This window comes from Amycolatopsis keratiniphila (assembly GCF_000400635.2).
Classification (GTDB): Bacteria; Actinomycetota; Actinomycetes; order Mycobacteriales; family Pseudonocardiaceae; genus Amycolatopsis; species Amycolatopsis keratiniphila.
The window spans coordinates 4909871-4933994 of record NC_021252.1 but is presented as its reverse complement, the minus strand read 5'-3'; the positions used below and the strand labels follow the sequence as shown (position 1 = coordinate 4933994).

The window sequence follows — 24124 nt, the reverse complement described above, 5'->3', positions numbered from 1 at the left end:
TCGTGCGATGCCATCTCACGGAGGTACGAGGATGCGGCGGTTCACAGTGGACAGCAAGCTGGCCGAGCAGTATCTGGAGAGCCCGGTGTTATCCGGTGTGGACGTCGCGCGGCTGCTGCGGGAGCGGTCGATCTCGGACGGCACACCGATCTACCTCGGCGACGAGACGATGATGCCGATCGAGCCGTTGTGTTCGTGGGGTCGGAACTTGTCCTACGCGGAGTTGTCCCGGACCACGATGCAGGATTACGGGCGGATCATGGCCCGCTTCGCCGCGCACCAGGCCTCCCATGGTCGGGACGTGGTGTCGGCGTCCGAGTCAGATCTGGTGGCTTACCGCCGCCAGCGCACCCAGCTGCAGCGGCGACCGATCGGTGTCTCGGCTTGGCGCAAGGAGTCGGTGCTACTGGACCAGTTCTACAATTTCCTGGAGAAGACCGGGCACCGGAGGCAGCGGCCGGTCCGAGTGGCCGCGCGGGGGCGTAACCCGTTGTCGCCCAGACTCCGGCGGGCGATGGACATCCGACATCTCACGCTGGAGCAGTACCGGTACTTCCGGGACGTCGGTCTTGGCGGCCAGCGCCCGGACTCGCGGATCGACCGTGGATTCCGTGGTTGGGCGCCTCACCGCAGTCGGGCTGGGGCGGATCTGGCGCTGGGCACCGGGATGCGGTGGCAGGAGTGGGCCACTGTGCTGCTGCCCGAACTCGGCATCGGGACCGCCACGCCGGGCACGTCGGTGGAGTTCACTGTCCAGGCGTGCGCCAAGTACGGCAAGGCCCGGGGGATCTACGTCCCCGAGGAGTCGATGCGCTCGGTGGAGACCTATCTGCTGCTGGAGCGGCCAGAGCTGATCGCGGCTGCGGCCAAGACGCTGGAGCGGCGGCACCGGGAGCTGTTCGTGGTTTCGCGGATCGACCGGGAATCGGGCCTGGTCCACGGAGTTCAGGACGGCGAGCAGCACGTGTTCACTCTGGCGGGCATGCCGCCGATTCTGCGGCGGATCACGGTTCACGAGGGCGAGTTCGGGCTGGAGGCGCTGGCGGTGTTCGTCTGCCGCGGCGGGCTGATGCCTGGCGCGGACTCCTGGAAGCGGTATCGGCACGCGGCCTGGCGGCGCATGGTCGCCCTGGCTGATGAGTCCGCACCGCGCCTGCCCAGGAAACGGTGGCGCTGGCACGACCTCAGGCACACGCACGCCCTGCAGCTGCTCACCTACCTGGAACAGCAACTGGAGGGTGCCGAGCCCGATCCCGCTGCCCGGCAACGCCGTCACCTGCGCTATTTGACCGAGCACGTCCGCCGCAACCCACTGCTGATCGTGAGCCGGCGGCTCGGTCACTCCAGCCCCGAGGCCACCTACGCCTACCTGCAATACACGGACGATCTGATCAACGAGTTTGAGGAGGCCTTCAGCGGCTGGATCGGCGATCAGACCGAGGAAGTCACGTACGCCCAGATCGCCGCCCATGCCTTCGCCCTCGATAGCCAGCCCGGACAGGACCTCGGCTGATGGCCACTCAGGACGCAGACCGGCCGGAGGACACACTGGCGGGGCGGGTCGGCACCCGCGAGGTCCAGGTTCTGCGATCGCAGGGACGACCGGTGATCCAACGGCTCGACCCGGGCGCTTATCGGTGCTCGCGGCTGGCGGCCCAGCTCGCCGACGAGTGGATGGACTACGTCGCAGCCACCGAGATCACCAGCGCCCCGTCGGGTGCCTACCGGCGGGGCATCGACCTGTTCTGCATCGCCGTCGACACCGATCCCGAGGTCAACCCGGAGTCGACGGACCTGGAAACCCCGCAGCTGGCGCGCGTGTTGGCCAGGTGGGAACGTCAGTTACCAGCCGCGTTTTCCCCCGGATCGAGGTGGGCTGCCTTCATTGCCAGGGCACTGCGCGTGCTGATCATCCGGCGGGATGACCACCCCGACCGGCCCGTCGCGGACGAGATCGTTCGCTTCGCCCGAGGCCCGGCGGCGACCCACTGGCGCGAGTCCTCGGAACGCGATGAGTTCTCCCGCCACGACAAACGAGCTCTGATCAAGGCAGCTTGGGCCGAGGTCAACGCGTTGGAGCACCGGTTGGACAACGGCTGGCAGCTCGCCGCGCAGGGCCGACACCCTAAGCAGGGGAGCTGGCTACATCCGCCGGACTTGCTCTGGGGCATTTCCCGGGGAACGGTCGCTATGAGTGAGCTGCGCGCGCAGCTTCCCTCGCATGTTGGTGAGTGGCCGGAGGAGCTGCGGAGGCTGGTCGCCGGGTCGGACGGGACGATCATGCCGAACCTTGCCAAGCGGCTGCTCATTCACCACCTGACCGCGCAGCTTTATCCAAACACGATGGACCTGCACGCCTTCCGGGTTCTGCTGATGGACGCCACCGGCCTGAGCTCGGAGGAGGTGACCTCCTTCGGCGTAAAGGACGTCGAGTTTCTGCCTCAGGGCGTGAGGCTGACGATCGTCAAGAAGCGCGCGGGCCGGGTCCGCCACCGCGCCTTCCGCGACGGCGCACCGCAGCCAGGCGGCGTCGAGCAGCAGGCTGAGGATCGCGGTGAGCCAGCCACCGAAGGACCGGCCACGCACGACCTGCACGATCGGCCCCGAAGAGAAGTCACCGCGATCATCCAGCGGCTGCTGAAGGTCACCGCGAATGTCCGCGAACGGCTGCCGGAGGTCGAGGACTCGCTCTTCGTTCGCGCGGCGTTTCTGCCCAACTACGCCTTGGTGTTCCGGCGTTGGGACCCCGATTCTCCACGAACGACGTTCAGCGCCTGGCTCACGAGCGTCGGCGTCGAGGTCAGCAGACCAGCCCACATTGGCCGGCTGCGCAAGTCCACCAAGGTCGAGAAGGCCATCGTCGCCCGCGGCCGGGTCGGGATCGCAGCTGATGACCACACCCGAGAGACCTTTGCTGCGCACTACGCGCAGGGCACCACCTTGCGGATCATCTCCGGCGAGGTGATCACCGCCGCCCAGCGACACTGGTTCGATAAGGCCATCACTGGGCCAATCGTCATTACGCCGGAGGCCGAGGCCGCTGCCGGCGACAGCGCACGGCTGCAGGAGCTGGGGCTCCCCGCCGACCAGGCCGAGGGAATCGTGACTGGCCAGCTGGATATGGGCCTGTCGCACTGCAAGGACCCCTACGACTCGCCGTTCAGCTCCGCCGGGGAACTCTGCTCGGTGGCACCGTTGCGCTGCCTGGAATGCCGCAACGCCTGGATCCTGCCCAGCCATCTGCCCCAGCTGCTGTTGTTCGAGCAGCACTTGGAGAACACCCGCCGCCGCATGCCCCCGGACCGGTTCACGACAATCTGGGGCCAGACCTACACCAACCTCCGCGCGGTCCTGGCTGACCGGACCGTGGAAGAGAAAGCATTGGCCCACAAACACATCGACGCTGGAACCGCCGCACTACACCTGCCTCTGACCGCACACCAGGAGTTCGACCGGTGAAGCTCGACCAGCCCGCCTCCGAACGGCGATCGCTCTTCGGCGAGAAGGACGCGGTCCTGCAAAGCCACCCGCTGCTGGAGTCCGCCCGCCACCCCGACGCCGCGGTCCCACGCTTCGGTGACACGGTCGGTTGGGACTTCAACGGCATCGTCCGCCGCCCAGCCAACCTCAGTCCCGCCGAGTGGCGGATCCAGTTCTCCTCAGGCCTGGAGGAGCCCCGCTGGAATCTGTTGGCCCGCGAACTGCTGACGGCGATGGCGAACCCGCACCACGAGGTACTCCAGGAAGCCGGCGTCTATCTGGGCACAGCCCAGCGAAAATCCCTACCTTGATCCAGACCGCCTCCAAGCTGCGTAGCCTTCTCGCCTGGTCCAAGACTGCCGGGCTGCCCCTGGACCCCAGCCACTGGAATGCGGCGGATCTGCGGCGACGGGTGAAAGGCCTGCGGGCGACGCAGAAGCCAGGCACGGTCGTGGCGCATGTCGTTTTGATCAAGCGTCTCGCCGCTGTCGCCCCGGCCCTGACCTGCGACTGGCCCAGTGAAGACCCGTGGCCGGGACGTAGCGCACGCCAGGTCGCGCACTACGCCGGCCAGCGAGAGCTTGCGACCAAAGCTATCTCTCCGGAGATCTGGTTCCCGCTCATCCGCGCGGCCTGGGCCTACGTCCACACATTCGCCCCGGACATCCTCCGGGCCGTCGGCCGCCGCGACGAACTCCTCGCCGCCGTGTCACCGTCGATCTTGGGCCGCCACGCCGAGGTCGAGGCCTGGCTGGCCAACACCGCGAACAAGATCCCCGTCCACGCCGCGCCGCGGGAGGACGGACAGCCACGGGTCAATTGGCTCCTGCTGGACCTGCTGGTCGGACTGCGCAGCCAGCCCACCTACTCCCTCGTCAAGAGCTCGCGACACAAGTCGCGTGTTCTGCGGGTCGTCGCCGAAGGGCGGACTACCACGCAGGGACTGGTGGACGGCCTTGCGCAGGTGAGCAGGCCGGACGGCACTGTCGGCCCGTGGCACCCCGGCATCGGGCCTCAGCATCTGTTCAACCTCACCGTCGCGTTGCGCAACGCCGCATTCGTGCTGGTCGCTGGGCTGTCGATGATGCGCGACTCGGAAATCCACGCCATCACCCGCGGGAACGTCGTTGAGCACTACAACTCCCCGGCCATCGCGTCCATCGAAGAGAAGGGCGATCCCAGCTCGCCCCGCAAGCACTGGTGGATCATCGAGCCGGTCGCCGAAGCCATCACGGTCGCCGAGGCGGTTTCCCCACACGCCGAGCGCGTTTTCGCGCCACTGGCGCGCCCGCACGTGAGCGAGACCGTCGACGGCGCGGAGATGACGGCGGCGTTCATCGCCTTTGTCAACGCAGCCCGGGGCTGGACCGGGCTGGAGGAGATCCCAGCGGGGGCGGCCCGGCCGCACATGTTCCGCCGGACGATGGCGATGCTCACCGACCAGTTCCCGGGCTCGGAGATCGCCCTGGGTATCCAGCTCAAGCACGCCGCGACCCGCGCGCTGGCCAACCGCGTCACGCAGGGCTACGCCGCCTCGGACCCGTCCTGGTCCAAGCACCTGGAATCCGCGATCGACGCCGCTCGGTTCCGTCGCATCAAGGACCTCTACCAAGCCCACAAGAACGGCCACCCGGTCGGGTTCGGCCCCGGAGCAGCACAGATCAGCAAGGCCTTCGACGAGATCCAAGAGTCGGTCGCGGCACGCGGCGGAGACGCAAGAGTGGAGGAAAGCCTCCTGCGCAAAGCACGGATCACCATCCGGTTCGGCACGCTCAACCACTGCCTGTTCGACCCCAACAACCCCGTCGGCGCGGTCTGCCTGGAACACGCCACGATCCCGGCCGGCCACACCGGGCCACTGGAAGAACGCTGCCGCCCGGATCGCTGCCGCAACAGCCTGATCGGCGCCGAGCACATCCCGATCTACGACGCGCACCGACGCACCCAGCTCGCAGTCCTGCAAACCCCGAACCTGCCCGCCTGCCGCCAAGCCCTCATCCGCCGCGAGCTGGAACGAGTCGAGGCCGTCCTAGACACCATCCCGAAGGAACCACGATGAGCACCAGCCGCACGATCACCAGCGACGGCGTCTCCACGACGACATCCGAGGCCCTACGCTCCGCCATGCAGCGGTTGTTCGAAGGCAAACCCCAGCGGACCGACGGCCGGTTGACCAAGGAGAACCTTTGGCGCGAGGCCCAGGTCAGCCGCGCGACGATGAACCGGGCCACCGGCATCCTGGCCGACTGGGAGGCCCACCTCGCCCAGCATGGCACCCTCACGCCGGGCGAAGCCCGCCGCGACGACGAGATCGGTCGGCTCCGAGCACGACTGGCGGAGAAGACCCGCGAGAACACCGAGCTCCGGAAACAACTCCAAGCCGCAGCGACGGCGATCGCAGCCCTACACCACGACAACACCCTGCTGAGACAGGACCTGGAGCAGAAAGGCAGGATCGTCTCCCTCGACGAGCACCGCCGCAGATGACATTGCGGACCGCTCCACCAGAAGCAAATAGGGACACAACACGGCCTAATCGTCCTCGCCATGTTCGAGATCCGACGACAGATACTCCATTATCTCGTTCGGCACGCTCCGCGCAAACTGGGCCTCACTGAATCCAGCCGTGCCACTGAAGACGATTCCTTTGAAGACGGCGTCGGCAACGAATTTTGCTCCGCTAAATCCGACGGAGGTGAACCGAGCCTCCCTGAACCTGGCATCGGCAGCGAACTCTGCACCCGCGAACCAGGCCACGTCGGCGAACTGGCTGTTGCTAAAGTCGGCAGCGCCAATGAACCTGACCTCGTCGAACTTGGCGATTCCGCTAAATTGGACCCCTTTGAAGTTGGCTTTTCCGGTGAACTGTGCATTGCTGAATGTAGCAGTCCGAACTGAGCAGTAAGCGAAATCAAACGCGACGAGGGCGGCACCAGTGAGGTCGAGGTCGACATCGGCCCAGAACCCGTCATTGGGTTGCCCAGATGGCGCGTGGGGTCGGGCGTGGTCGGCGAGAAGACGCTGGGCGGCTAGGCGGACTTCGTGTTCCTGCACCGCAGACTCCACAGCAGTCGGCGCGGTGACAACCGCAGGGGCATGTCTGCGGGGGCGCACGGCTAACAGCGTGCGATGCAGGCCGTTCCGATGGCTGTGGCCGCCGCTGGGTGGGCCATACGGCATCCGCAAATAGGCGCACAGCAGATTGACAATGGTCTGCCGCTGACCAGCGTTGTCCTGGGCAAGTCGCTCCAACGCATACAACCCGGCCAGGCGTACCGGGGCCTTGTCGGAGCCAAGCTGATCGGCAGCCTTGACATACAGCTCAGTGATGCGGCGTTCCGCCGCATCATGGACGGCGTGGCGATCCGCAAGCTCAGATGTCCACTGTCTTCGGCCGGCCAGCAACAACGCGCCGACTGCACCAGCTCCTGCTCCCACCGCGAGCGCTGTCTTGATCACCTCAATACGAACAAGGGGTTGGGAGGTGTCGACCGTGGCGTACAGCAGCACCAGCGTCAGTGCCGTCAACGCAGCAATCGGCACCACAATGACCAATCCTGCTGCCCGTGTCCATGTCATACCCCGTGTCCACACCCAGACAAGCCGCACCAAAGCTCCGATAACCAGCGCAGACCCCGCGATGGCACACCACCCGGCCACCGACACATGAGCCAACTCTTCCGCTATACGAGACCATCGCGCTTTCAAGAACAGCGCCACGACCAGCAACATGGCGCCTCCTGTCGCTACGACAGAGCTAAGCTGCGGTTTCATCACCATGACAAGGAGTCTGACCCAGCGGCTCCTGAGCGCAACACCGATAGCGCAGCCGTGGCAACGAGGCACATACGCATGCGGTGGGCCGATAATTACTAGCGGTCGCCGCACGCGCTCTCATAGCCGCATTGCGCCCGTTCGGTGACAGACGTTCCGCGCAGTCCCGCGGCCAGGACGCCTCGCCAGTTGGGCACATTCACCCGTCCGCGGCTAGGCACATTCGCGCGTACGTCGACAGCAGGCTGCGCCGCAGCCTCAGCACACCGACGATAGCCACCGCGCTGCTGGACCTCTCCGATCCCAGACAACACAACACCGCGTCCGCGCTTGCACGTCTGTTTGTCGGGACCGAACTCGGCCTCGCTGACGCTTATGGCTGCCTGAACCACAAGGCCTCCATCCCGCCTGATCGCATCAGGCAGTTGGCCCGCACCTGGGCGACCCCCAGCTACGACCGCCACACCGAGCTTCCCAAACCTGAGGCAACCCTCTGCCGGGGACCGATCAGACCCGCAGCAACACTCCAGGAAGTGACGCTGGTCACTACTTGGAGGTCCTCCGCCAGCTCGGCGATGGCTCATGAGACACGCAGAAGCCGAAGAACAGGAGCAGGTCATGCAGATGGCCGTCGACGTCGCGAGCTTCACCCCGGCCGAGGCCGACTTGCTGCGCCGGGCGATGGGCGCGAAGCGCTCCAGCGCCAAAATGCGGAAACTCGCCAAACGGTTCTTCGACGGGGCGGCGGCGAACGGGGTCGACCGCGACACCGCCGTGTCGGTGTTCGAGCAGATCCACGCCTTCTCCGGCTACGGCTTTCCCGAAGCCCACTCCATGAGCTTCGCTCTGCTCGTCTACGCCTCCGCGCATCTCAAGTTTTACTATCCGGCGGCGTTCTGCGCGGGCCTGTTGCGGGCGCAGCCGATGGGGTTCTACTCCCCGCAATCGCTGGTCGCCGACGCCCGCCGCCACGGCGTCATCGTCTACGAACCCGACATCAACGCAAGCCTCACCCACGCCACCCTCGAACCCCAACCCGAAAGCACCGGCGGCCACGCCATCCGCCTCGGCCTCGCCGCAATCAGGAACGTCGGCGACAACGCCGCCGAAGCGATCGTCACCGAACGCCAGAACAACGGCCCCTACACCAGCATCGGGGAGCTGACCGAACGCGTCCGCTTGAAGAAGCCCGCCATCGAGGCCCTCGCCACCGCGGGCGCGTTCACCAGCCTCGGCCCCGCGCGACGTCAAGCGCTCTGGGCCGCCGGTGCCGCGGCCACCACCCGGCCCGAGCACCTCCCCGGTCTCGCGCCCGGCCTGGACGCCCCGGCGCTGCCGGGGATGACGCGGATCGAGGTCACCGCCGCCGACCTGTGGGCCACCGGCATCTCACCCGGCTCCCACCCCATCGAATACCTCCGCCAGTGGCTCACCGACCACGGTGCCATCACCGCTGCCGCCGTCGCCCAGGCCGAGGACGGGGCACGGGTGTGGATCGGGGGAGCGGTCACCCACCGCCAACGCCCCGCCACCGCCGGCGGCATCACGTTCCTCAACCTCGAGGACGAGACCGGCATGGCCAACATCCTCGTTTCCCCGGGCCTGTTTCACCGGAGCAGGAAGGTGCTGCTGGCCAGCAACGCGTTGCTATTCCGGGGTATCGCGCAGGTTGTTGAGGGAACGTGCACGGTCGTCGCGGATCAGGTGCGGCCGCTGGATCTGCTGGGGTTGGCGTCGAAGTCGCGTGATTTCCGGTGACCGGAGCGAACCGGGAGTGGAAGACTCTGGAAGTACCGATCCGACCGGGTTCTGGGGCGCCGACACGATGTCCGTGGGGTCATGATCTCGCGGTGGCACGGGTCCGGCAGGGCTGGTCGCAGGACTACCGGGCGCCGGAATGGCTGTGTGAGGCCTGCTATGCCCTGCCGGGGCGTGATGGGGTGTGGGCGTTGATCGACCCAGCCCTGTCACGGCAGATCACCGAAGACCACGTCGACGAATACGGACTGCGGCTCGTGCTGCTCCCGCCGTTGACGGGGGCCGGGATCGGTGCTGTCCAGCTGCGCATGGGGCACACGATCTTCGGTGAGATCCGCTTTTCCCTGTGTGGCATCGACCGGCGCGCGATCCTCGTGAATGTCGAGGTCGAGGAGAAGCACCGTCGCCGCGGCGCCGGGAGCGTGCTGGTGGCCGCCGCGGTCGCCCGGGCGGCTCGCTTCGAATGGACGATGCTGCCGATCGGGCAGGATCCGGTCGCGGTCGCGTTCTGGGCGCGTATTGGAGCCGTTGGTCCGACGAGCCCGTATCCCTGCTCGCATCAGGTCGAACAGAAGGTCGTGCCAGCGCAGTTCCAGTGGACGCAATGGTGGTGACGCGTCCGGTCAGCCAGCGATTACAAGGGGCGTGTCGTTGAACTGCCCGGTGAGCACGGCCTTCAGCAGGTCGGGCATCTCGGCGGGGAGGAGTTTGTCGTTGCAGTCCTCAAGGTCGTCCACTGTCCACCAGCGTCGCTCGATCAACCCGGCTTGCTCGTTCTCGGTGGGTTTAAGCGCGACCTCAGCTGTGGTGGTCGAGGTACGGGCGAGGAAGACGTGGTCGATGCGGTGGTGGTCGCGGTTCTTGTAACGGAAGCGGGATTCGCGGGTCCACAATTTGCGGCCGATGGCGGTGAGGGTGAGGCCAGTCTCTTCGGCGACCTCGCGGCGGGCCGCGTCGTGGAGAGTTTCGCCGTCGTCGAGTCCGCCGCCGGGTAGTTCCCACCAGTGGTGGTCGGGGTTGGTGGGGTCGAGGGCGTGGATGAGCAGTACGCGATCGGCGGGGTCGAGCAGGAGTACGCGGGCACCGATTCGGGGCGTGGTGGTACTGGTCGAGCTGGACATCCTGCGGTGGTACCTCGCGGTCGGCTGGCGGGCATCGGGTCCCGGCGGCCGGCGACGAGTGGAGACCGTGTCAGAACAGGGTGGCCTCCGGCTCGGCGGATGTGACCGCCGTTGCGGGATCCGACGTTAGCAGCGTTGTGGTCGCTGTCAGTGTCAGCCGCACGGCGAGTCCCGAGTGGTCGGTCAGCCGGGTGCCGTCCGGGCCGATCTCCCGCGTCTCGTGGACGTAGTCGCAGGCCGTGAGCCGTTCGGCCAGCGTGAGGGATCCGTGGGCGTGGTCGTAGCGGTAGCCCAGCTCCGGTCGGCGGGCCCAGCTGTGTTCGACCTGGTCCGGGTGTAGGTGCCGGAAGAGGTCGATGAGGTGGTGCCGGTCGGTCAGGCCGGTGTAGAAGGCGTACTCGAAGGGAGCGAACTGGCCGCGGTGGGCTGGTGTGTGGGTGGGCTCGAGAACGTTGAGGTCGCCGAGCAGCAGCAACGGAGTGCCGTTCGCCGTGCGGTCGAGGGCGTCTTGGAAGCGTTGTAACCAGGTCATCTTGCGTTCGGTCTTGTCCGCACTGGAGTCGCGGGATGGCACGTAGGCGCCGGCGACGCGGAGCGGTCCGTCAGTGGTGTCAACGACGACCCCGGCGGCACGAGCCGGCAAGTAGTCCATGGCGGTGCTGAGCGGGTCGGGTGTGACGGCGAGCTTGCTGATGATCATGACGCCGAGTTCGCCAGGGGCGTGCTCGGGAAAGGTCACGGCGTACCCGGCTGCGGTGAATGCTTCGGCGAGGAACTGGCTGCCTGCGGTAGCTTTGGTTTCGGTCAGGACCAGCACGTCTTCGGAGCGCTCGGCGAGCCAGCGGAGCTGGCGCCGCGCGCGGTCGAGAGACGGGGCACCGACGTTGACGGTGATCAGACTCAGAGGCATGCCGGGCTCTTCTCGCTCAGAACCTGCTGGATGAGGGACACGACAGTGGAGGCAATTGTCCCGGGTGACCCGTTGGTGGCGTCCACCGTGGTCACCGGCCAGCCTCTGTCCTGCAGGTTGGCGACGGCGTGGACGTACAAGGCGGTCTCGCGGGCGCTGTTGTCCGCGGCGCGCTCGAAGCGGCTGTGTCCGCCACGGGCCCGGAGGCGAGAGTCGATGACCTGTGGATCGCCGGTGAGGATGATCGACAGGTCGGGTTGGTAGACGCCGTGGTTGAGCTGCCACACCACCTCGGCAGGCAGACCGTCGAGGCCTTGTAGGACGAGAGACGAGGCGACGTAGCGATCACACACCACGACCTGCCCGTCATCGAGCGCCGGCAGGATCTCGGCGTCGAGCTGGTGATGCCGGTCGGCGGCGCAGAGGCACGCCAAGGCCATGTCCCGGTAGGCGTCGGTGCCGTGCCGGGCCAGTTCGCCCAGCGGCGCACGTGAGGGTTGTGCCGTTGCGTGAACGGGCAACCCGGCCGCGGCCAGCGTCTCGCCGACCAAGTCCGCGGTCGTGGATTTGCCCACGCCACCGGGGCCATCGAGGGTGATCAGCGTGCCGGGCAGGCGTTGAGGATCAGCGAACCGGCAGGTCATGCCGGCATCAGCGGAAGCAGCCGCCGTCCCTCGTAGTGTGCTCCGTCGACGACTGGACATTGCTCGTTGTCCACGTCGCCGATCCGGCCACCGCCGGCGACGACCGCGGCGGGGCACCCTTTGCCGCAGGAGGAGTTCACTGCGCACGCTGTACAGGTGGGATTGGCGCCGACCTGGTAGCGGTCGTGGAAGCGGTAGTCGTCCAGGCGGGTGGCGATGTCCGGGTCGGTGAAGATGTTGCCGACGATGAACTCTGTATCGGTGTGTCGGGATTGAGGGGTCCGGGCGGCGAACACCAGGTACGGGCACACGGTGACTTCGCCGGGGGTGAACACGTAGATGATCGTGCCGGCCTCACAACCGGCCAGCGGGCGGCGCTCGACGTTCGGGAAGCGGATGTGCGCGACGTCCAGCTCCGGACCATCGAAGGGCGCGGTCAGCTCGAAGATCTCCCGCATGTGCAAACTCGTCTTCGCCAGCTTTGCCCGAGACTTGACCCCGCGGCCCATACTGCCCAACGGGTTCAACAGTACGTAGCGCGCACCGTTCGCGCGCGCGAACGCGCACAGCCTCGCATATTCATCGTTCTCTGCCAACGTGTTCGGCGTGCACAAGAGTCCCTGCAGGATCCCGGCCTTGCCGAGCCTTTCGACAGTGTCCACGGTGGTAGCGAAGCTGCCGCGATCGCCCCGGAACTTACCGTGGGAATCGGCGGCGAACCCGTCGAGGGAAACGTTGCAATGCACGGCCAGCTCGGCGAGCGTCGCGATCTGGACCGCGTCCAGAGTGGTGGCGTTGGTGCATATCCCGACATCCATCCCGGCCGTGCGGAACGCACGCACGATCGCCAGGAAGTCAGGGTGGATCGTCGGCTCCCCACCGGTCAGGGTGACCCGTTTGACCCGGGCTTCAGCTAGGCGCGGAATCACCTTCTCGATCACCTCGCCCAGTGGCATCTGCGTGCCGACGCGCGTCGCCGACACGAAACAGTGTGCGCAGCGAAGATTGCAATCCTCGTTGATCTGTACTAGCGCCTTCCGGAACGGCTGCTCGACCGTGGTGCGGAAGTAGCACGATGTTGCCACGTTGTCTGCGGCGATGCTGCGAGCGTTCATCAGCGAAACTCCATACCTTCCGGTGGTGCTAGCTCGGGTTGCGTGAGCGGTGGTCATCCAGGTGTGGCTTCGAGCTTGGCCAAGCGTCCGGTGAGCCAGTCGCGGGTTTCTTGGCGGCTGAGGGCCGGGCGCGTGATGCGCTCTAGATAGCTTTCGAAAAAGGCGATGTCGTGGTCGTTCTCGAGAAAGAGGCTGATCGAGGGAAGTTGGCAATGGATCACGGGGCGATGGTCGTCGTGTTGGTAAAGGGTGAACGCGGTGCGGATGTCGGCCAAGCCCGCACCTGTGGGCACGAGGTGGATGCGGCAGTGGGGTAGTGACGACGCGATCAGCAGGTGTGACAGTTGCGCGTGCGCGACCGTGGGGCACCCGATCTGCCCTCCGAGTACAGTTTCGGGAATATAGAACGTGAAGGACCGGGGGTGTCGGAAAGAAGATTGCTGACTGTGCAGCCGGGTTCGCAGAATCGTGTCGAGATCGTGGCAGTGGTCGTATCCGCGCGAATTCCGGATGTAGGTTTCAACCTGTAGATGGCGGGGGACTTCCACGGGATCGTAGGTGGTGATCGATGTGCTTTCCGTGTCGAGCATGGTGATGATGGGAAGGCTGTCGGGGCAGCCCGCGGGGTGGGGACGGACCTGGTAGCCGTCGTCCGGTCGCCGGTCCAGAGTGACCAAGTCGTCTAGTTCGGCGGGGGTGGCGCCAGCTCTTGCGAGGTAGAGTGCGACTCGTCCGTCCTCAACCTTGCTTAAACCTTTCTCCAGGCGTGAAATGGTGGATGCGTTCCAATTCAGCTGAAGGCCAAGCTCACCTCCGGTGTATCCTGCACGCTTTCGGATTCGTCGAAGCTCGGTGCCCAGTTCCCTTCGTTTTGCCGTGGACGGGAGCCTGTCTTGGTTCGGTGTCACAATTTCCTCAGTGATTCGGGGATTGTCCTATGTGTGGTGTGTCTACTTGATGTGTCAGGGTGACCATGCCCACCATGGAAAATCCGACGAAAGATTGCCGGTCAGAATCGCGTTTCTGATCGCAGCCGGTTGCAATAGGCCGAGATCTGACTCGTTTGCCCACCAGTGCATACAGGGAAAGCGGTCAGAGATGCTGCTGACGTCGGGAAGTGTGACGTCGAACAGGAAGGCCACTTCCGATGCCGAACCGAGCCAGACGCCCCTGTCGTCCTCGTGTTCTATCACCGAGCAGAACTCAATGCTGGCCAAGGTTGTCCCAAGCTGATCGCGCAGCGTGCGCTGGAGCGCGTGCTCGATCGGTTCGCCACTATGGACCGGGCCTCCGGGGAGGACGTGGCTTCTGTCGGCGGTCGCTATGAGCAGGATCTGCTCGTAGCGACCGATCAAGGCGTAGGTGCACACTCGCGGTCCAGACGCATCGTCGCTGTTCGCGCTGAGCTTCATCAGGGCCGGCCTCGCTGCTGCAGCCAACGGACGATTGTGCTCTGGGACCGTCCTAGGCGAGCGGCGATCGCGTGGATCGGTACGCCTCGCGCGCGTCGCTCGATGGCTTCCCACACCTGGTGAGGGCGCCGTCCGTCTCGAGGTGTCCACGGCAGGAAATCGCCGAAGAGGGAGAAGTTCTTCGTCCAGTCCGGGTCCGCGATCTGGTCGCTCACCTCGTAGTGGCGGGCGGCGATCTGGCGACCGATCGTCGGCCAGTTCGAACCGAGCGATGACCCTGCGGCACGCTGCCGGCGTTCAGGAACGGGCACCTGATCTTCCCTTCTCTGCGTCGCGAGTGATGTGGGCTGTACCAGGACTAAAAGACGGGACCGGACGGCGTGAGGCCTAGAACATGAGCGGAAGTCCGAAGTAGAGCCTCGCCCCGAGGTAGGCGATGACGAACGCGCTGCCGATGATGACGCCACCACCGACGAGCAAGAGGAGGAAGCCGAGGTAGCTGACATGGCCAGGCTTCGAACTGGTTGAAGTGCGTCGAGTGGTGACGTACGAGTGGCGTCCCGCGGGCATCGGTAACTCCTCCTCGGGTCGGGGGCGGGCGTTCAGTGTGGAGAAAAGTCGAGGTCGCGGTGCGGCCACTGGATCGCTGGTGGCAGTGGGGCGGTCGGGAGCTGGGCTTCGATCCATAAGTGGAGGAGCCGCTCGGGTTCGAAGGAAGGCAGAACGGGGATGACTTGGGTCTGCTCGGAGGCGCTGGTTCGAGCGCTGGCCTCATGCCAGGTCGACTTCGGTCGGGACATTCGATCTCCTTCCCGGCGGTCCGAAGGGTGGCACTTGTCCTCGCCGGTCAGTTCAAGCGGCGTCAGGTAGCTCGGCGTACGTGGCTCGCAGGCCGCGGCGAGCGCGTAAGGCCAGCGCGTGGGTGGCGTTGGGTGTCCGTCCGACGATGGCGGCTACGTCGGCGATCGGTCGCTCGTCGAGGATGGTGAGCGTGAGGATCTGGCGCCAGGATTCGGGAAGCCGGAGAAAGGCATGGGTTGCTCGGCTGCGTTCCAAGTGCGACTGGATTCGCTCCTGCAGTATCGCCGCCGGCGACAACTCGGTGTCGTGCGCGAATTTTTCGATATCGTCAACGAATTTCAGGCGACGGTTCTTTCGGTAATTGTGGATGGTGATGTTTCGGACTGTGGAAATCAGATAGTTCCTGAAGTCATCACGCGGTCCGCGGCCTGCGAGCAGGGCCAGGTAGATGTTGATAAAGGCATCGGCGACAACGTCTTCCGCAGTGGCGTCGCAGGTGCTGAGGCGTCGCGCGTAACGCAGGGCGGTGATCCTGTGGCGCACGTACAACGCACTGAAGGCACTGACATCACCTGCTCGGAAGGCAGCTACGAGATCGGAGTCGGAATTTAGGTCATACAGGTAACGGGGGTCGGTTTCAAACATGGCGGTTTCGCCTCTTCGAAATCTATAGGTGCTGAGAAGCTTCGGCATTCGTTGTGGAACGGCGGCGGAGTGGACGGACTCGGCACGTACTCCCGCCGCCGGTCTGCGGGGCGGCAGGGTGAGAGGAATCCCGGCGAGGGGTCAGATTCCGGGATTCCTCTCACCCTGCCGCACGCGCATCGCGGAGGAGGTCACGCCAGGGCGGTCGTGAACGAATCAAGGTGCTCGCTCGTGGTTGAGGTTCTTGACCGGTCGGCTGCGGACCGGGCGGTCGACGGCCCGAAGCGTGGCTTTGTTACCGTGAGTCACCTGCTGCATGTACTGAGTGTCTGCCCGTGGTCGCCGGGGCGGAACGACAGTTGTGCATGAAATCTGCTGGTAGAGGGACACGGATACCGGATTCCATACATGGCAGGTATGGAATTCGCGACTCTGAGTATTGAGTCGCATACAATGCGGTGAAGGCTTGACGGAGGTGATCTTTGTGCAAAGTGCAGCGCGCAGGTGCGAGGCGTGCGGTGCGCGCCTGGCCCGCGATCGCGTGAGTAAGCACTGCGGACCGTGCATTCGTCGCCTGGTCTCTCACGAAGCACCTATGAGGCCGGAGTCGTTCTGGCAGGCGGAGAGCATCCGTGCCGCGCTTGAGGCGCGCCACTTCGGCCGGCTCTTCGCGGCGTATCGCCGTGAAAGCACGCCGCATGTGTCGCAAGCGGCGCTCGGCCGGTGGCTCGGGCTGGCGCAAGCACAAGTGAGTCGGCTCGAGGCGCCAGATGCTCGTCGGCCTGGCAATCTGCATAGCCTCGAACGGTGGGCGAAGGCACTACACGTCCCGCCTTCGCTCCTCTGGTTCAAGTTTTCCGATACATGCGAAGCATCGGCAGAGGTGAAGCGGGAAGCTAACCTCGACGACGTGCAACGGAGACAATTCTTCAAAGCTGCAGGCGTAGGTGTGACAGCAGTTGGTGCTTCGCTTCTCGGCGCGACCCCGGCGCCGGCGGCAGTTTTGCCGAAACCCAGGAGCAGCGACGTCGACCTTGTTCGGGACATGACGGCGACGTTCCGGCGACTCGACAATCGGTACGGCGGCGGGCATAGCCAAGCCACGTCGACCACCACCAGGTACCTGACTTCCACTGTGACGCCGATGTTGAACGACACGACCAAGAGCCTGGCGGAACGTGAAGAACTGTACGGAGCAGCTGCCGAACTACATCAGGTTGTCGGTTGGATCGCTTACGACATCGGTAACGCGGGGGAAGGGCAGCGGTACCTTCGTGACGCTTTGAAGTTGGCGCAGGACGCCGGTGACGATGCGCTCGAAGCCGAGATGCTGGCGGCGATGAGTCACCACGCCGCGTTCAATAAAGCCCACGGGGTCGCCGTAGACATGGCGCTCGCCGCTAGGAGGACGGCGAAGCGGTCCGGCCTGGTGGCCTTGCAAGCCGAGGCCGCTGTACTGGAAGCGCATGGTCACGCACTGCAGGCGAACCCTTCTGCTTGCTTCGCGGCACTTCGCGACGCGGAAAGTGCCTTCGAGAGGTTCGTCCCCGGATCGGGTCCGACCTGGTTGACCTATTTCGACAACGCTTATCTCTCGGCCAAGTTCGCGCATACCTTCCGTGACCTCGGGCGCCCTGTCGAAGCCGAGCGGTTCGCCCGGCAGTCACTGGGCATGAGCGATGGATACGAGCGTGGAAGGCTGTTCAACACCGCCTTGCTCGCGTCAACGTTGGCCGATCAAAATCGTCTTGACGAAGCCTGCAAGGTTGCCGCAACGGCCGTGAAGATGAGTAAGCACGTCCGGTCGGTTCGAGGCGGCGCCTATCTCGCCGACGTTGGACGGCGCCTCGCGGTGAATCGGAGCGACCGCCGCGTGCGGTCCCTGTACGCCCAGATGACCGCGGCAGGTGTCCCCACTCCCGTGTGAAGCGTCAGCGATGGAACGCGAGAACGTGAAGTAGCGCGACCTGAGATGCCGCACCGACGATCTCGCCCTTGGCGATGCGGTCGCGTACGGTGTCGAGCTCGATCCAAGCTACGCGCTCAGCCTCGTTGATGTCTTCGGGCTCGCCGACATATTCGGCTCCTCGAGCCAAGTACAAGAGGTTCTCGGCGTCGGCACTGCCGACCATGGGCTGCAGCGAGCCGAGAGGCTCGACGTCGAGCGGTCGCCAGCCCGTCTCCTCCTCAACTTCACGCGCCGCGGTCTTCGCGGGATCTTCGTCGGGGTCGACGTAGCCACCGGGCAGCTCCCAGACCCATCGGTCGATGATGAACCGGTGGCGCCACATCATGAGCACGCGGTCTTGGTCGTCGAGGACGGCCACCATGGCCGCCTTGGGGATTCGCAACACGTACTGCTCGAAAGTCACGCCGTCGGGCAGTTCGACGGAGGCGATGCTCAGCCGTAAGCGTCGCGTGTCGTCGACGAGCCGCTCCCCGTGAATCTTCCAGCGCGTCAACTCGTGCCCGTTGGGTTCGATAGCCACGTGGACAGATCCTACGGCGGATCGTCGTTGAAGCAGTACGGCCTGGTCGATCGAGGCTGACCAGCATCCTGATGCGGAAGTAACCATGTGTAGTCGGCATGGTACTTCCGAGTGAACCTAATTCGCGAAGGACGACCTCTTCCCGGTTCGCACCTACCGTAGCTGTCGGGATACTCGCTGTGGCAGCGGAACGGGGACCGCTGCCGTGAGGGTTGCGGGGGAGGGAATGGCTGAGCAGGGCAGAGCTGGCTTTTCAGTGCCGCTACGCGTGCGCGAGTTTCGCTCGCTGTGGATAGCCGAACTGGTTTCGATCGCCGGTGACCAGGTCGCTCGTGTGGCGCTGTCGCTGGTGGTGTTCGCTCAGACCTCGTCCGCGGTTCTGACCGCGCTGACGTACGGCCTGACTTTTGTGCCTTCGGTGCTGGGCGGGTTTCTCCTCTCCGGTCTGGCCGATCGTTTTCCGCGGCGGACAGTGATCGTCACCGCGGACATCGTGCGCGCGGTTCTGGCTTCGCTGATGGCGATTCCGGCTATGCCGCTGCCCGCGTTGTGGGTATGCGTGGGTTTACTGAGCGTCGTGGCGGGCCCTTTCAAAGCCGCTCACATGTCGCTGATCCCGCAGATCCTCGAGCGCGATGACGAATACGCGGCGGGCGTTGCTCTCCGGCAGTTCACTACCCAGGCAGCTCAGCTCGCTGGTTTCGCCGGCGGCGGGTTGCTGCTAGTCGTCGTTGAACCCCACGTCGGCATGCTGGTGAACTCGGCGACTTTCCTGTGCAGCGCAGTCCTGGTCCTCGCCGGAGTTCGTGCGCGACCGGCCGCTCGAGGTCAATCGGCAGCTGGTGACCATCGTGTCGGCGACTTCGGCCACCGTGGCCAGCTCGCCGTCCTTTTCGGGTTGGCGTGCCTCCTTGGCCTGTACATCGTGCCCGAGGGGCTTGCCGTGCCGTATGCCGACGAGCTGGGTGTCGCCACCTGGGGCGTGGGTCTTCTCCTAGCGGCCGATCCTGCTGGAAGCGCGATCGGGGCTTGGCTCACGACTCGCATACGGATTCCGACTTCACCGCTCGCCGCTCTCGTGCTCGCGGTTGCGGCCGGACTTGTCCTCGTGGTCTGCGGTCTCGGTCCCGGGCTGCCGATATCTGTAGCGCTCTGGGGACTCTCCGGCGCCCTTTCCACCGCATATCTCATCCAGACGCAGACGATGGTCGTCGGGATCGTTCCTGACCGGCACCTCGGTCGGGTGATGGGCCGGATGGCCACCTGTATGTACTGCTCGCAGGGTGTCGCCGTGGTTCTCGGCGGGCTTGCTGCTGAATCGATCGGCTCGTTCCGTGCGGTCGCGGGTGCCGGGCTGATCGCTGCTGTCCTGGCGTTGGTGCTCCTCGGTATCTGGAACTGGACCGGCTCCCGGCGAAGGCGCGGGAACCGGTCCGAACGCGTTGCGGATTCACCTCACCATTCCTTTCCGGCCACGACGAGCACCTCCTCCCAGGAAACGGACTGCACGGACGGCTCGGCGGCGGAGGCGGGAGCAACGCCAACCGCGGCTGGACCGTCCGGGGACGCAAGCGCAGCCAGTATGAAGGGTGAGGATCACAGGACGAGCGGCCGGACGCGCAGCGTATTCAGGCGCAACCGAAGAGCGACAAGGGGGAGACTCTTCGCCTTGCGGCCTCGTGTAGTCGCCTTCGTCGTTGGCGTCGTGACAGCTGCGACTGTCACGACGGTCGTGATGGCCGTGACCAGTTCGGTGACCTTGACAGGGTGGATCGGGTTCGCGGTACTGCTCGGCGCGGGGCTGGCCGTCGCGGAAGCGACGCGGTACATCGAACGCATTCGCAGGCAGCTTTCGGATACGCCGCACGTCAACATGAGCTCGGTTTCGATCTTGGCCGTGACCATGTTGGCCGGTCCGGCTCTCGGCGCGGCGACAGTTGTCCTCCTGTACCTGCATTTGTGGTGGAGGACGTGGCGCTGGACTTCCGGCGTCCCGATCTACCGAGCGGTGTTCAACGCCAGTGTGATGATCTTGTCGGTCTATGCGGCGTGGATCGTCGTTCACGCGGTTCCGCATGGCCAGATCCTGGACATCGTCCGGCCCCAGGACCTGATCGGGCCGGTGCTGGTCATCGCGACATTCTGGACGATGAACTCCGTGCTCGTCGGGGCGGTGATCGCGCTCGAGGACGGCGAACGGTCTTGCGCGCGGCTGCTGGGCAGCTGGAGCGACAACGCCTTGGAAATCGTCACACTGTGCATCGGCGTTCTGACCGCGGCGTTGATGATCTGGCGGCCATGGCTGATCGCGTTCGTATTGCCCACCGTCTACGTGCTGCACCGCAGCGTCCTCGTCAAGCACCTCGAGCAAGCAGCGACCACGGATCGGAAGACCGGCCTCCTCAACGCGACCAGTTGGCGAAGCCTCTCTGAACGTGCGTTCGGCAAAGCCAAGCGCTACCGAACGTCCGTAGCGGTCCTGATGCTCGACCTCGACAACTTCAAACGCATCAACGACACCCATGGCCACCTTGTCGGCGACCGGGTGCTCCAAACCGTTGCTGACACCGTGCGGCGTCAGGTCCGCGCGTACGACCTGACTGGACGCTTCGGCGGTGAAGAGTTCGTTGTTCTCCTGCCGGACGCGGCGGTCGACGACGCCGTCAGCGTTGCCGAGCGGATCTGCGCGGCCGTTCGAGCACTCCGCTTCGGCGAAGAAGACGAGCAGCTAGCTGACCTTCGAGTCAGTGTGTCGATCGGCGCCGCACAGTATCCCGGCGTTGGACAGGACCTCGAAGAGTTACTTCTCGCCGCAGACAACGCGATGTTCGCCGCCAAACAGTCGGGGCGCGATCGCGTTTGCGTGGTCAAGGGCGCACCGGCATCGCTGCGGGTTCCACAGGCTGAACACCGCTGACGTCAGTCGACCCGGACGGCGTCGTGGTCGTCCTGATCCTCGTGCTCCTGAGCCCACTCGACGAGCGGACGAACTGCCCGAAGGAGGGCTCGGCCCTTGGGCGTCAGCTCGTAGACAGAGACGCCGGAGCGCTGCGGGTCTGTGCGTTTATCGATCAAGCTATGTCCCTGCGCTCGCTTCAACGTGTCGGTGAATACGCGATCTGACAGCGGGGCACGCCCACCGGGACGATGCTCGGCTGTGTTGACCGCCGTCAACAGTTCCTTGTACGGCAGCTCCCCCAGCGCGAGCGCGGCGAGGACGGAGATCGTCCACTGCCCGCGGAGAATCGAGACGGCGTCGTTCACCCTTTGCTGATACGAGACGTTCTCCCCACCCATGCCCTCAGCTAACACGATCCGGCGGCGCGCCATGGGGGAAACTTCGGCTCGGTCGGCCGCCTGCCCCAAACGGGTGAAAGGTGGCCCACTGAGCCCACACTCACCCGGGTACTTACCTTGCACTCAGTCGGACCCGTGGGTGTACGTGTTGATCTCAGCCAGGAAATGGACTGCCTGGTGACGCAAGAGGAGCACGGTCGGCCGACTGGGTGTGGCAAGCCAGCGGGAGCAACGCGTTTTCGGGCTCGCTCATTCAGTTGGCCGCCGTTCATCAGCATCGCCCTCACAGGGACGTCCTCGCTCCGGTAGGCCCTGGGGCCGGTGCCGTGAACACCGGCATAAGCAGTGAGAACGTGGGAGGACACGGTGCTGGAACGAAGTGACTACCGACTTCGCTGTCCTGTTCGGTTGGGAGGTTTCAGTGGTTTCGGCCATGGTGGTCGCGGTGGGCACGGGAAGCCTCGTTGCGGGCCCTGCACTGCTCGCGGCCGCGAAGCGCACGACGGGCACGGCGCTGGTGACTGGACTGTGGGCACAGGTCGCGGTCGCGGCCACTATGTCGGCCGCGACGGTGGCGGCGAGCTGGATCGGCTGGCTTCGGCTGGGCGCGACGCCGAGCTGGCCGGTGTGGTGCTGGGCCTGCGCGTTGGGAATTGGTCTCGCGCTCACGGATCTCCGATGCCGACGGCTTCCGTTTCCAATGGTGACCGCGCTGGCGGGCGGTTGCGCCATTCTTTTCTTCGGCATCGCACTCATGGACAGGGCCTGGTCGAGGTTCGGCTTCGCCTGCGTGGCTGCCGTGGTCATTTACGGTCTCGTGTCTCTGGTTCAGATCTGCGCGCCGAACCACACCGGAGGAGGCGATACGGCGCTGTACGGCGCACTCGCGTTGTTCCTCGGTTGGTTCGGGTGGGACGGCTTACTTCGCGGCCTGCTATTCGCCAGCGGACTTACCGCGGTGATCGCCCTCGTGGTCGCGGTGTCGTCCAAGAGCAAACATGCCACTTTCGCTGCCGGCCCGTCACTGCTCGGCGGAGCGTTGGCGAGCGTCGTCGTGGCATAGACAGATCGTTGAGCGCGGGACGGCGTGGTTGGGCACGGACCGGAGTCAGCATTGGGGAGGAATCATGAACAAAGTCAGTACTCGGCGGGCGCTGGCGGCTGTCCTGGCCGGATCGGCAGTGGTGCTGCTGATAGTGAGCTGCAGTGCGGACACGGGGCAGGTTTCGCCGTCGTCACCGAATCTGTCGGCGCCATCCGCGCCACCACAGTCGGCGAGTTCTTCAGGCCAGGATGAACGGGCAGCGGTCGAATCGGCTTACTCCGCGTTCTGGTCGCAGACACTTCGGACCGACGACGAGCCGGAGGAGACGTGGCGTGCCGCGATGGCGGCGGTGGCGGTCGATCCCCAGCTCACCACGACGCTGAACGCGATGCGTAGTCAGAAGCAAGCGGGAATCAAGGTCTACGGCGACGTCACCGCGCGGATTCAGTCCGTTCGGATCGACGGCGCGTCCGCCATCGTGAGTGATTGCCAGGACGCGTCGCGCACGGGACAGGTGGATGCGGCGACCGGTGATCCGAAAACTGTCGGGGTGCCGAGGAACCCGGTGAGCGCCGACCTCAAGCGGGACAGCACGGACGGTCGGTGGCGAGTCGCCAAGGTCGCGTTCACCGGCGGGACATGCTGATGTTCCGGCCACCCAGCATGCCGGCTACTTCGATCGGTCTCGTCTGCCTGATCGGAGGAGCGGTCGGCCTCGTCACGCCCCAGGCGCAGGCCGCGGTGCCACCGACTGCCGATGATGGCCAGGTCATCGTGGTGCCGGGGGACTCGTCGGGATTGGTCGCTCCTCCGACGGTCGACATGGAGGCGCTGCGGCAGCGGGGGCAGGCTCCGGTCCGGCCAGGCGGACCGGGAAGGAAGTCCTCGGGTCAGGATCGGCGGGCGGCAATTGGCAACGGAGCACTGGAGCCGTCGGACGGGCTTCCTGCCGGCTGTTCGTTCGGCGGTTTCGGTGTTGGTGGCTCACCTGGCGTAGGTCGGCCGGGCGGCAGTGCGTTCGGGATCCGCTGCCTTCCTTCGTTGCCTGTCGACGAACTCGCGGCTTCAGGTGGTCCGGCGGCTCCGCCGTTGCCAACGCCGGCGGAGCTTGCCGCGCGCGCGTTCGAGCAGCTGCGGTTACCGTTGCCGGTGCCCCGGCATTCTCCGGACGTGCGGTTGCCCGATGGCCGGGCTGCCACGATCGTCGGGGAGAACACCTGGATTTGGACGGATCACAGCGTGTGGAAACCGGCTGTCGAGCGGGTGCAGGCCGGGCCGGTGTGGGCTGAGGTGACCGCGACGCCGACGGGGATGACGTTCAAGTCGGGGTCCGGCGGGTCGATGTCCTGTTCGGGGCCGGGAACACCGTATGACCGTTCCCGAGGGCTGCATGCCGCCAGCCCTGATTGCGGTTTCGTGTACACACGCAGTTCGGTCGGGCAGCCGAACGATCAGACCACCGCGGAGTGGGCGATCCAGTGGTCGGTGAGCTGGGTCGGTTCGGACGGTACCGGCTCTGTCGGCGGCGATTTCCCGTTGATGCAGTCGCGGGCGAGAGCGACGTTCGCGGTCGCCGAAGTGCAAGCCCTGCGCGCGAACTAGCACCACACTCTGTCGAAAGTGCGATTAACAC

General features: G+C 65.6%; 24 protein-coding genes and 1 pseudogene. 12 read left to right on the top strand and 13 right to left on the bottom strand.

Annotation, left to right across the window (positions count from 1 at the left end; translation table 11 throughout):
- Window positions 1–31: 31 nt before the first annotated feature.
- Genes AORI_RS63510 through AORI_RS83675 form a run of 5 tightly spaced genes read left to right on the top strand, consistent with a single transcriptional unit; the run spans window position 32 to window position 5967 of the window.
- Window positions 32–1513, top strand: coding sequence for a hypothetical protein (locus tag AORI_RS63510; RefSeq protein WP_016334840.1), 1482 nt, complete (start codon window positions 32–34; stop codon window positions 1511–1513).
- Window positions 1513–3459, top strand: coding sequence for a hypothetical protein (locus tag AORI_RS63505; protein ID WP_016334839.1), 1947 nt, complete (start codon window positions 1513–1515; stop codon window positions 3457–3459). The genes AORI_RS63510 and AORI_RS63505 overlap by 1 nt, the downstream gene beginning before the upstream one ends.
- A complete protein-coding gene (locus AORI_RS84035; RefSeq protein WP_016334838.1) occupies window positions 3456–3791 on the top strand; it encodes a hypothetical protein in 336 nt (111 codons plus the stop codon). Before AORI_RS63505 ends, AORI_RS84035 begins: the two co-directional genes overlap by 4 nt.
- Window positions 3788–5539 (top strand): integrase, encoded by a 1752-nt coding sequence (locus tag AORI_RS63495; RefSeq protein WP_200870925.1) that lies wholly within the window; start codon window positions 3788–3790, stop codon window positions 5537–5539. Before AORI_RS84035 ends, AORI_RS63495 begins: the two co-directional genes overlap by 4 nt.
- A complete protein-coding gene (locus tag AORI_RS83675) occupies window positions 5536–5967 on the top strand; it encodes a hypothetical protein (protein ID WP_016334836.1) in 432 nt (143 codons plus the stop codon). The genes AORI_RS63495 and AORI_RS83675 overlap by 4 nt, the downstream gene beginning before the upstream one ends.
- A 45-nt stretch (window positions 5968–6012) precedes the next feature.
- On the opposite strand, the gene AORI_RS63485 is transcribed toward AORI_RS83675, so the two are convergent.
- Window positions 6013–7212 carry a pentapeptide repeat-containing protein gene (locus AORI_RS63485; RefSeq protein WP_123798463.1) on the bottom strand — a complete coding sequence of 400 codons (1200 nt, stop codon included), beginning with the start codon at window positions 7210–7212 and terminating at the stop codon, window positions 6013–6015.
- A gap of 624 nt (window positions 7213–7836) precedes the next feature.
- Between AORI_RS63485 and AORI_RS63480 the strand changes: the two genes are divergently transcribed.
- Both AORI_RS63480 and AORI_RS82440 read left to right on the top strand, forming a co-directional pair.
- Window positions 7837–9012, top strand: a complete 1176-nt coding sequence (locus tag AORI_RS63480; protein WP_046199812.1) for a helix-hairpin-helix domain-containing protein — start codon at window positions 7837–7839, stop codon at window positions 9010–9012.
- A gap of 92 nt (window positions 9013–9104) precedes the next feature.
- Window positions 9105–9626, top strand: coding sequence for a hypothetical protein (locus AORI_RS82440; RefSeq protein WP_016334833.1), 522 nt, complete (start codon window positions 9105–9107; stop codon window positions 9624–9626).
- Window positions 9627–9635: 9 nt separating this feature from the next.
- Here the strand turns inward: AORI_RS82440 and AORI_RS63470 are convergent, their stop codons facing one another.
- From AORI_RS63470 to AORI_RS63435, 10 genes and pseudogenes are all read right to left on the bottom strand, one after another.
- Window positions 9636–10133 (bottom strand): NUDIX hydrolase, encoded by a 498-nt coding sequence (locus AORI_RS63470; RefSeq protein ID WP_016334832.1) that lies wholly within the window; start codon window positions 10131–10133, stop codon window positions 9636–9638.
- 70 nt (window positions 10134–10203) lie between these two features.
- A complete protein-coding gene (locus tag AORI_RS63465) occupies window positions 10204–11043 on the bottom strand; it encodes an endonuclease/exonuclease/phosphatase family protein (RefSeq protein WP_016334831.1) in 840 nt (279 codons plus the stop codon).
- Window positions 11034–11687, bottom strand: coding sequence for a dTMP kinase (gene tmk, locus AORI_RS63460; protein WP_016334830.1), 654 nt, complete (start codon window positions 11685–11687; stop codon window positions 11034–11036). Before tmk ends, AORI_RS63465 begins: the two co-directional genes overlap by 10 nt.
- A complete protein-coding gene (locus AORI_RS82935) occupies window positions 11684–12802 on the bottom strand; it encodes a radical SAM protein (protein WP_043848167.1) in 1119 nt (372 codons plus the stop codon). Before AORI_RS82935 ends, tmk begins: the two co-directional genes overlap by 4 nt.
- A 53-nt stretch (window positions 12803–12855) precedes the next feature.
- On the bottom strand, window positions 12856–13392 hold the full coding sequence (locus AORI_RS84360) for a DUF5753 domain-containing protein (RefSeq protein ID WP_228688155.1): 537 nt from the start codon (window positions 13390–13392) through the stop codon (window positions 12856–12858).
- 96 nt (window positions 13393–13488) lie between these two features.
- A pseudogene (locus AORI_RS84785) lies at window positions 13489–13710 on the bottom strand (helix-turn-helix domain-containing protein); the annotation flags it as partial.
- 54 nt (window positions 13711–13764) lie between these two features.
- Window positions 13765–14241: an NUDIX hydrolase gene (locus AORI_RS63445; RefSeq protein WP_228688154.1), complete on the bottom strand. Its 477-nt coding sequence runs from the start codon at window positions 14239–14241 to the stop codon at window positions 13765–13767.
- Window positions 14214–14330 (bottom strand): helix-turn-helix domain-containing protein, encoded by a 117-nt coding sequence (locus tag AORI_RS84780; protein ID WP_420806990.1) that lies wholly within the window; start codon window positions 14328–14330, stop codon window positions 14214–14216. Before AORI_RS84780 ends, AORI_RS63445 begins: the two co-directional genes overlap by 28 nt.
- A gap of 271 nt (window positions 14331–14601) precedes the next feature.
- Window positions 14602–14784: a hypothetical protein gene (locus AORI_RS63440; RefSeq protein WP_016334827.1), complete on the bottom strand. Its 183-nt coding sequence runs from the start codon at window positions 14782–14784 to the stop codon at window positions 14602–14604.
- A 282-nt stretch (window positions 14785–15066) separates the two neighbouring features.
- Window positions 15067–15660: an RNA polymerase sigma factor gene (locus AORI_RS63435; protein WP_016334826.1), complete on the bottom strand. Its 594-nt coding sequence runs from the start codon at window positions 15658–15660 to the stop codon at window positions 15067–15069.
- A gap of 595 nt (window positions 15661–16255) precedes the next feature.
- Here AORI_RS63435 and AORI_RS63430 point away from each other — a divergent pair.
- A complete protein-coding gene (locus AORI_RS63430) occupies window positions 16256–17587 on the top strand; it encodes a helix-turn-helix domain-containing protein (RefSeq protein ID WP_043848164.1) in 1332 nt (443 codons plus the stop codon).
- 4 nt (window positions 17588–17591) lie between these two features.
- Here the strand turns inward: AORI_RS63430 and AORI_RS63425 are convergent, their stop codons facing one another.
- Entirely contained in the window at window positions 17592–18149 is a 558-nt protein-coding gene (locus tag AORI_RS63425; RefSeq protein WP_016334824.1) for an NUDIX hydrolase, read from the bottom strand.
- 226 nt (window positions 18150–18375) lie between these two features.
- Between AORI_RS63425 and AORI_RS63420 the strand changes: the two genes are divergently transcribed.
- A complete protein-coding gene (locus AORI_RS63420) occupies window positions 18376–21066 on the top strand; it encodes an MFS transporter (RefSeq protein WP_016334823.1) in 2691 nt (896 codons plus the stop codon).
- A gap of 2 nt (window positions 21067–21068) precedes the next feature.
- Here AORI_RS63420 and AORI_RS63415 read toward each other — a convergent pair whose 3' ends face one another.
- A complete protein-coding gene (locus AORI_RS63415; protein ID WP_016334822.1) occupies window positions 21069–21479 on the bottom strand; it encodes a winged helix-turn-helix transcriptional regulator in 411 nt (136 codons plus the stop codon).
- Between the two features lie 346 nt (window positions 21480–21825).
- Between AORI_RS63415 and AORI_RS63410 the strand changes: the two genes are divergently transcribed.
- From AORI_RS63410 to AORI_RS63400, 3 genes are all read left to right on the top strand, one after another.
- Window positions 21826–22509: an A24 family peptidase gene (locus AORI_RS63410; protein WP_016334821.1), complete on the top strand. Its 684-nt coding sequence runs from the start codon at window positions 21826–21828 to the stop codon at window positions 22507–22509.
- A gap of 28 nt (window positions 22510–22537) precedes the next feature.
- A complete protein-coding gene (locus AORI_RS83400) occupies window positions 22538–23137 on the top strand; it encodes a hypothetical protein (RefSeq protein WP_123798461.1) in 600 nt (199 codons plus the stop codon).
- Window positions 23138–23661: 524 nt separating this feature from the next.
- On the top strand, window positions 23662–24093 hold the full coding sequence (locus AORI_RS63400) for a hypothetical protein (RefSeq protein WP_228688153.1): 432 nt from the start codon (window positions 23662–23664) through the stop codon (window positions 24091–24093).
- Window positions 24094–24124: the final 31 nt, after the last annotated feature.

What these genes read in the sequence shown, in the direction of transcription:
- AORI_RS63510 (WP_016334840.1), top strand. Translation starts at nt 32, where the DNA reads ATGCGGCGGTTCACAGTGGACAGCAAGCTGGCCGAGCAGTATCTGGAG.
- AORI_RS63505 (WP_016334839.1), top strand. Translation starts at nt 1,513, where the DNA reads ATGGCCACTCAGGACGCAGACCGGCCGGAGGACACACTGGCGGGGCGG.
- AORI_RS83675 (WP_016334836.1), top strand. Translation starts at nt 5,536, where the DNA reads ATGAGCACCAGCCGCACGATCACCAGCGACGGCGTCTCCACGACGACA.
- AORI_RS63485 (WP_123798463.1), bottom strand. Translation starts at nt 7,212, where the DNA reads ATGTTGCTGGTCGTGGCGCTGTTCTTGAAAGCGCGATGGTCTCGTATA.
- AORI_RS63480 (WP_046199812.1), top strand. Translation starts at nt 7,837, where the DNA reads ATGAGACACGCAGAAGCCGAAGAACAGGAGCAGGTCATGCAGATGGCC.
- AORI_RS63470 (WP_016334832.1), bottom strand. Translation starts at nt 10,133, where the DNA reads ATGTCCAGCTCGACCAGTACCACCACGCCCCGAATCGGTGCCCGCGTA.
- AORI_RS63465 (WP_016334831.1), bottom strand. Translation starts at nt 11,043, where the DNA reads ATGCCTCTGAGTCTGATCACCGTCAACGTCGGTGCCCCGTCTCTCGAC.
- tmk (WP_016334830.1), bottom strand. Translation starts at nt 11,687, where the DNA reads ATGACCTGCCGGTTCGCTGATCCTCAACGCCTGCCCGGCACGCTGATC.
- AORI_RS82935 (WP_043848167.1), bottom strand. Translation starts at nt 12,802, where the DNA reads ATGAACGCTCGCAGCATCGCCGCAGACAACGTGGCAACATCGTGCTAC.
- AORI_RS84360 (WP_228688155.1), bottom strand. Translation starts at nt 13,392, where the DNA reads ATGCTCGACACGGAAAGCACATCGATCACCACCTACGATCCCGTGGAA.
- AORI_RS63440 (WP_016334827.1), bottom strand. Translation starts at nt 14,784, where the DNA reads ATGCCCGCGGGACGCCACTCGTACGTCACCACTCGACGCACTTCAACC.
- AORI_RS63435 (WP_016334826.1), bottom strand. Translation starts at nt 15,660, where the DNA reads ATGTTTGAAACCGACCCCCGTTACCTGTATGACCTAAATTCCGACTCC.
- AORI_RS63430 (WP_043848164.1), top strand. Translation starts at nt 16,256, where the DNA reads ATGAGGCCGGAGTCGTTCTGGCAGGCGGAGAGCATCCGTGCCGCGCTT.
- AORI_RS63420 (WP_016334823.1), top strand. Translation starts at nt 18,376, where the DNA reads ATGGCTGAGCAGGGCAGAGCTGGCTTTTCAGTGCCGCTACGCGTGCGC.
- AORI_RS63415 (WP_016334822.1), bottom strand. Translation starts at nt 21,479, where the DNA reads ATGGCGCGCCGCCGGATCGTGTTAGCTGAGGGCATGGGTGGGGAGAAC.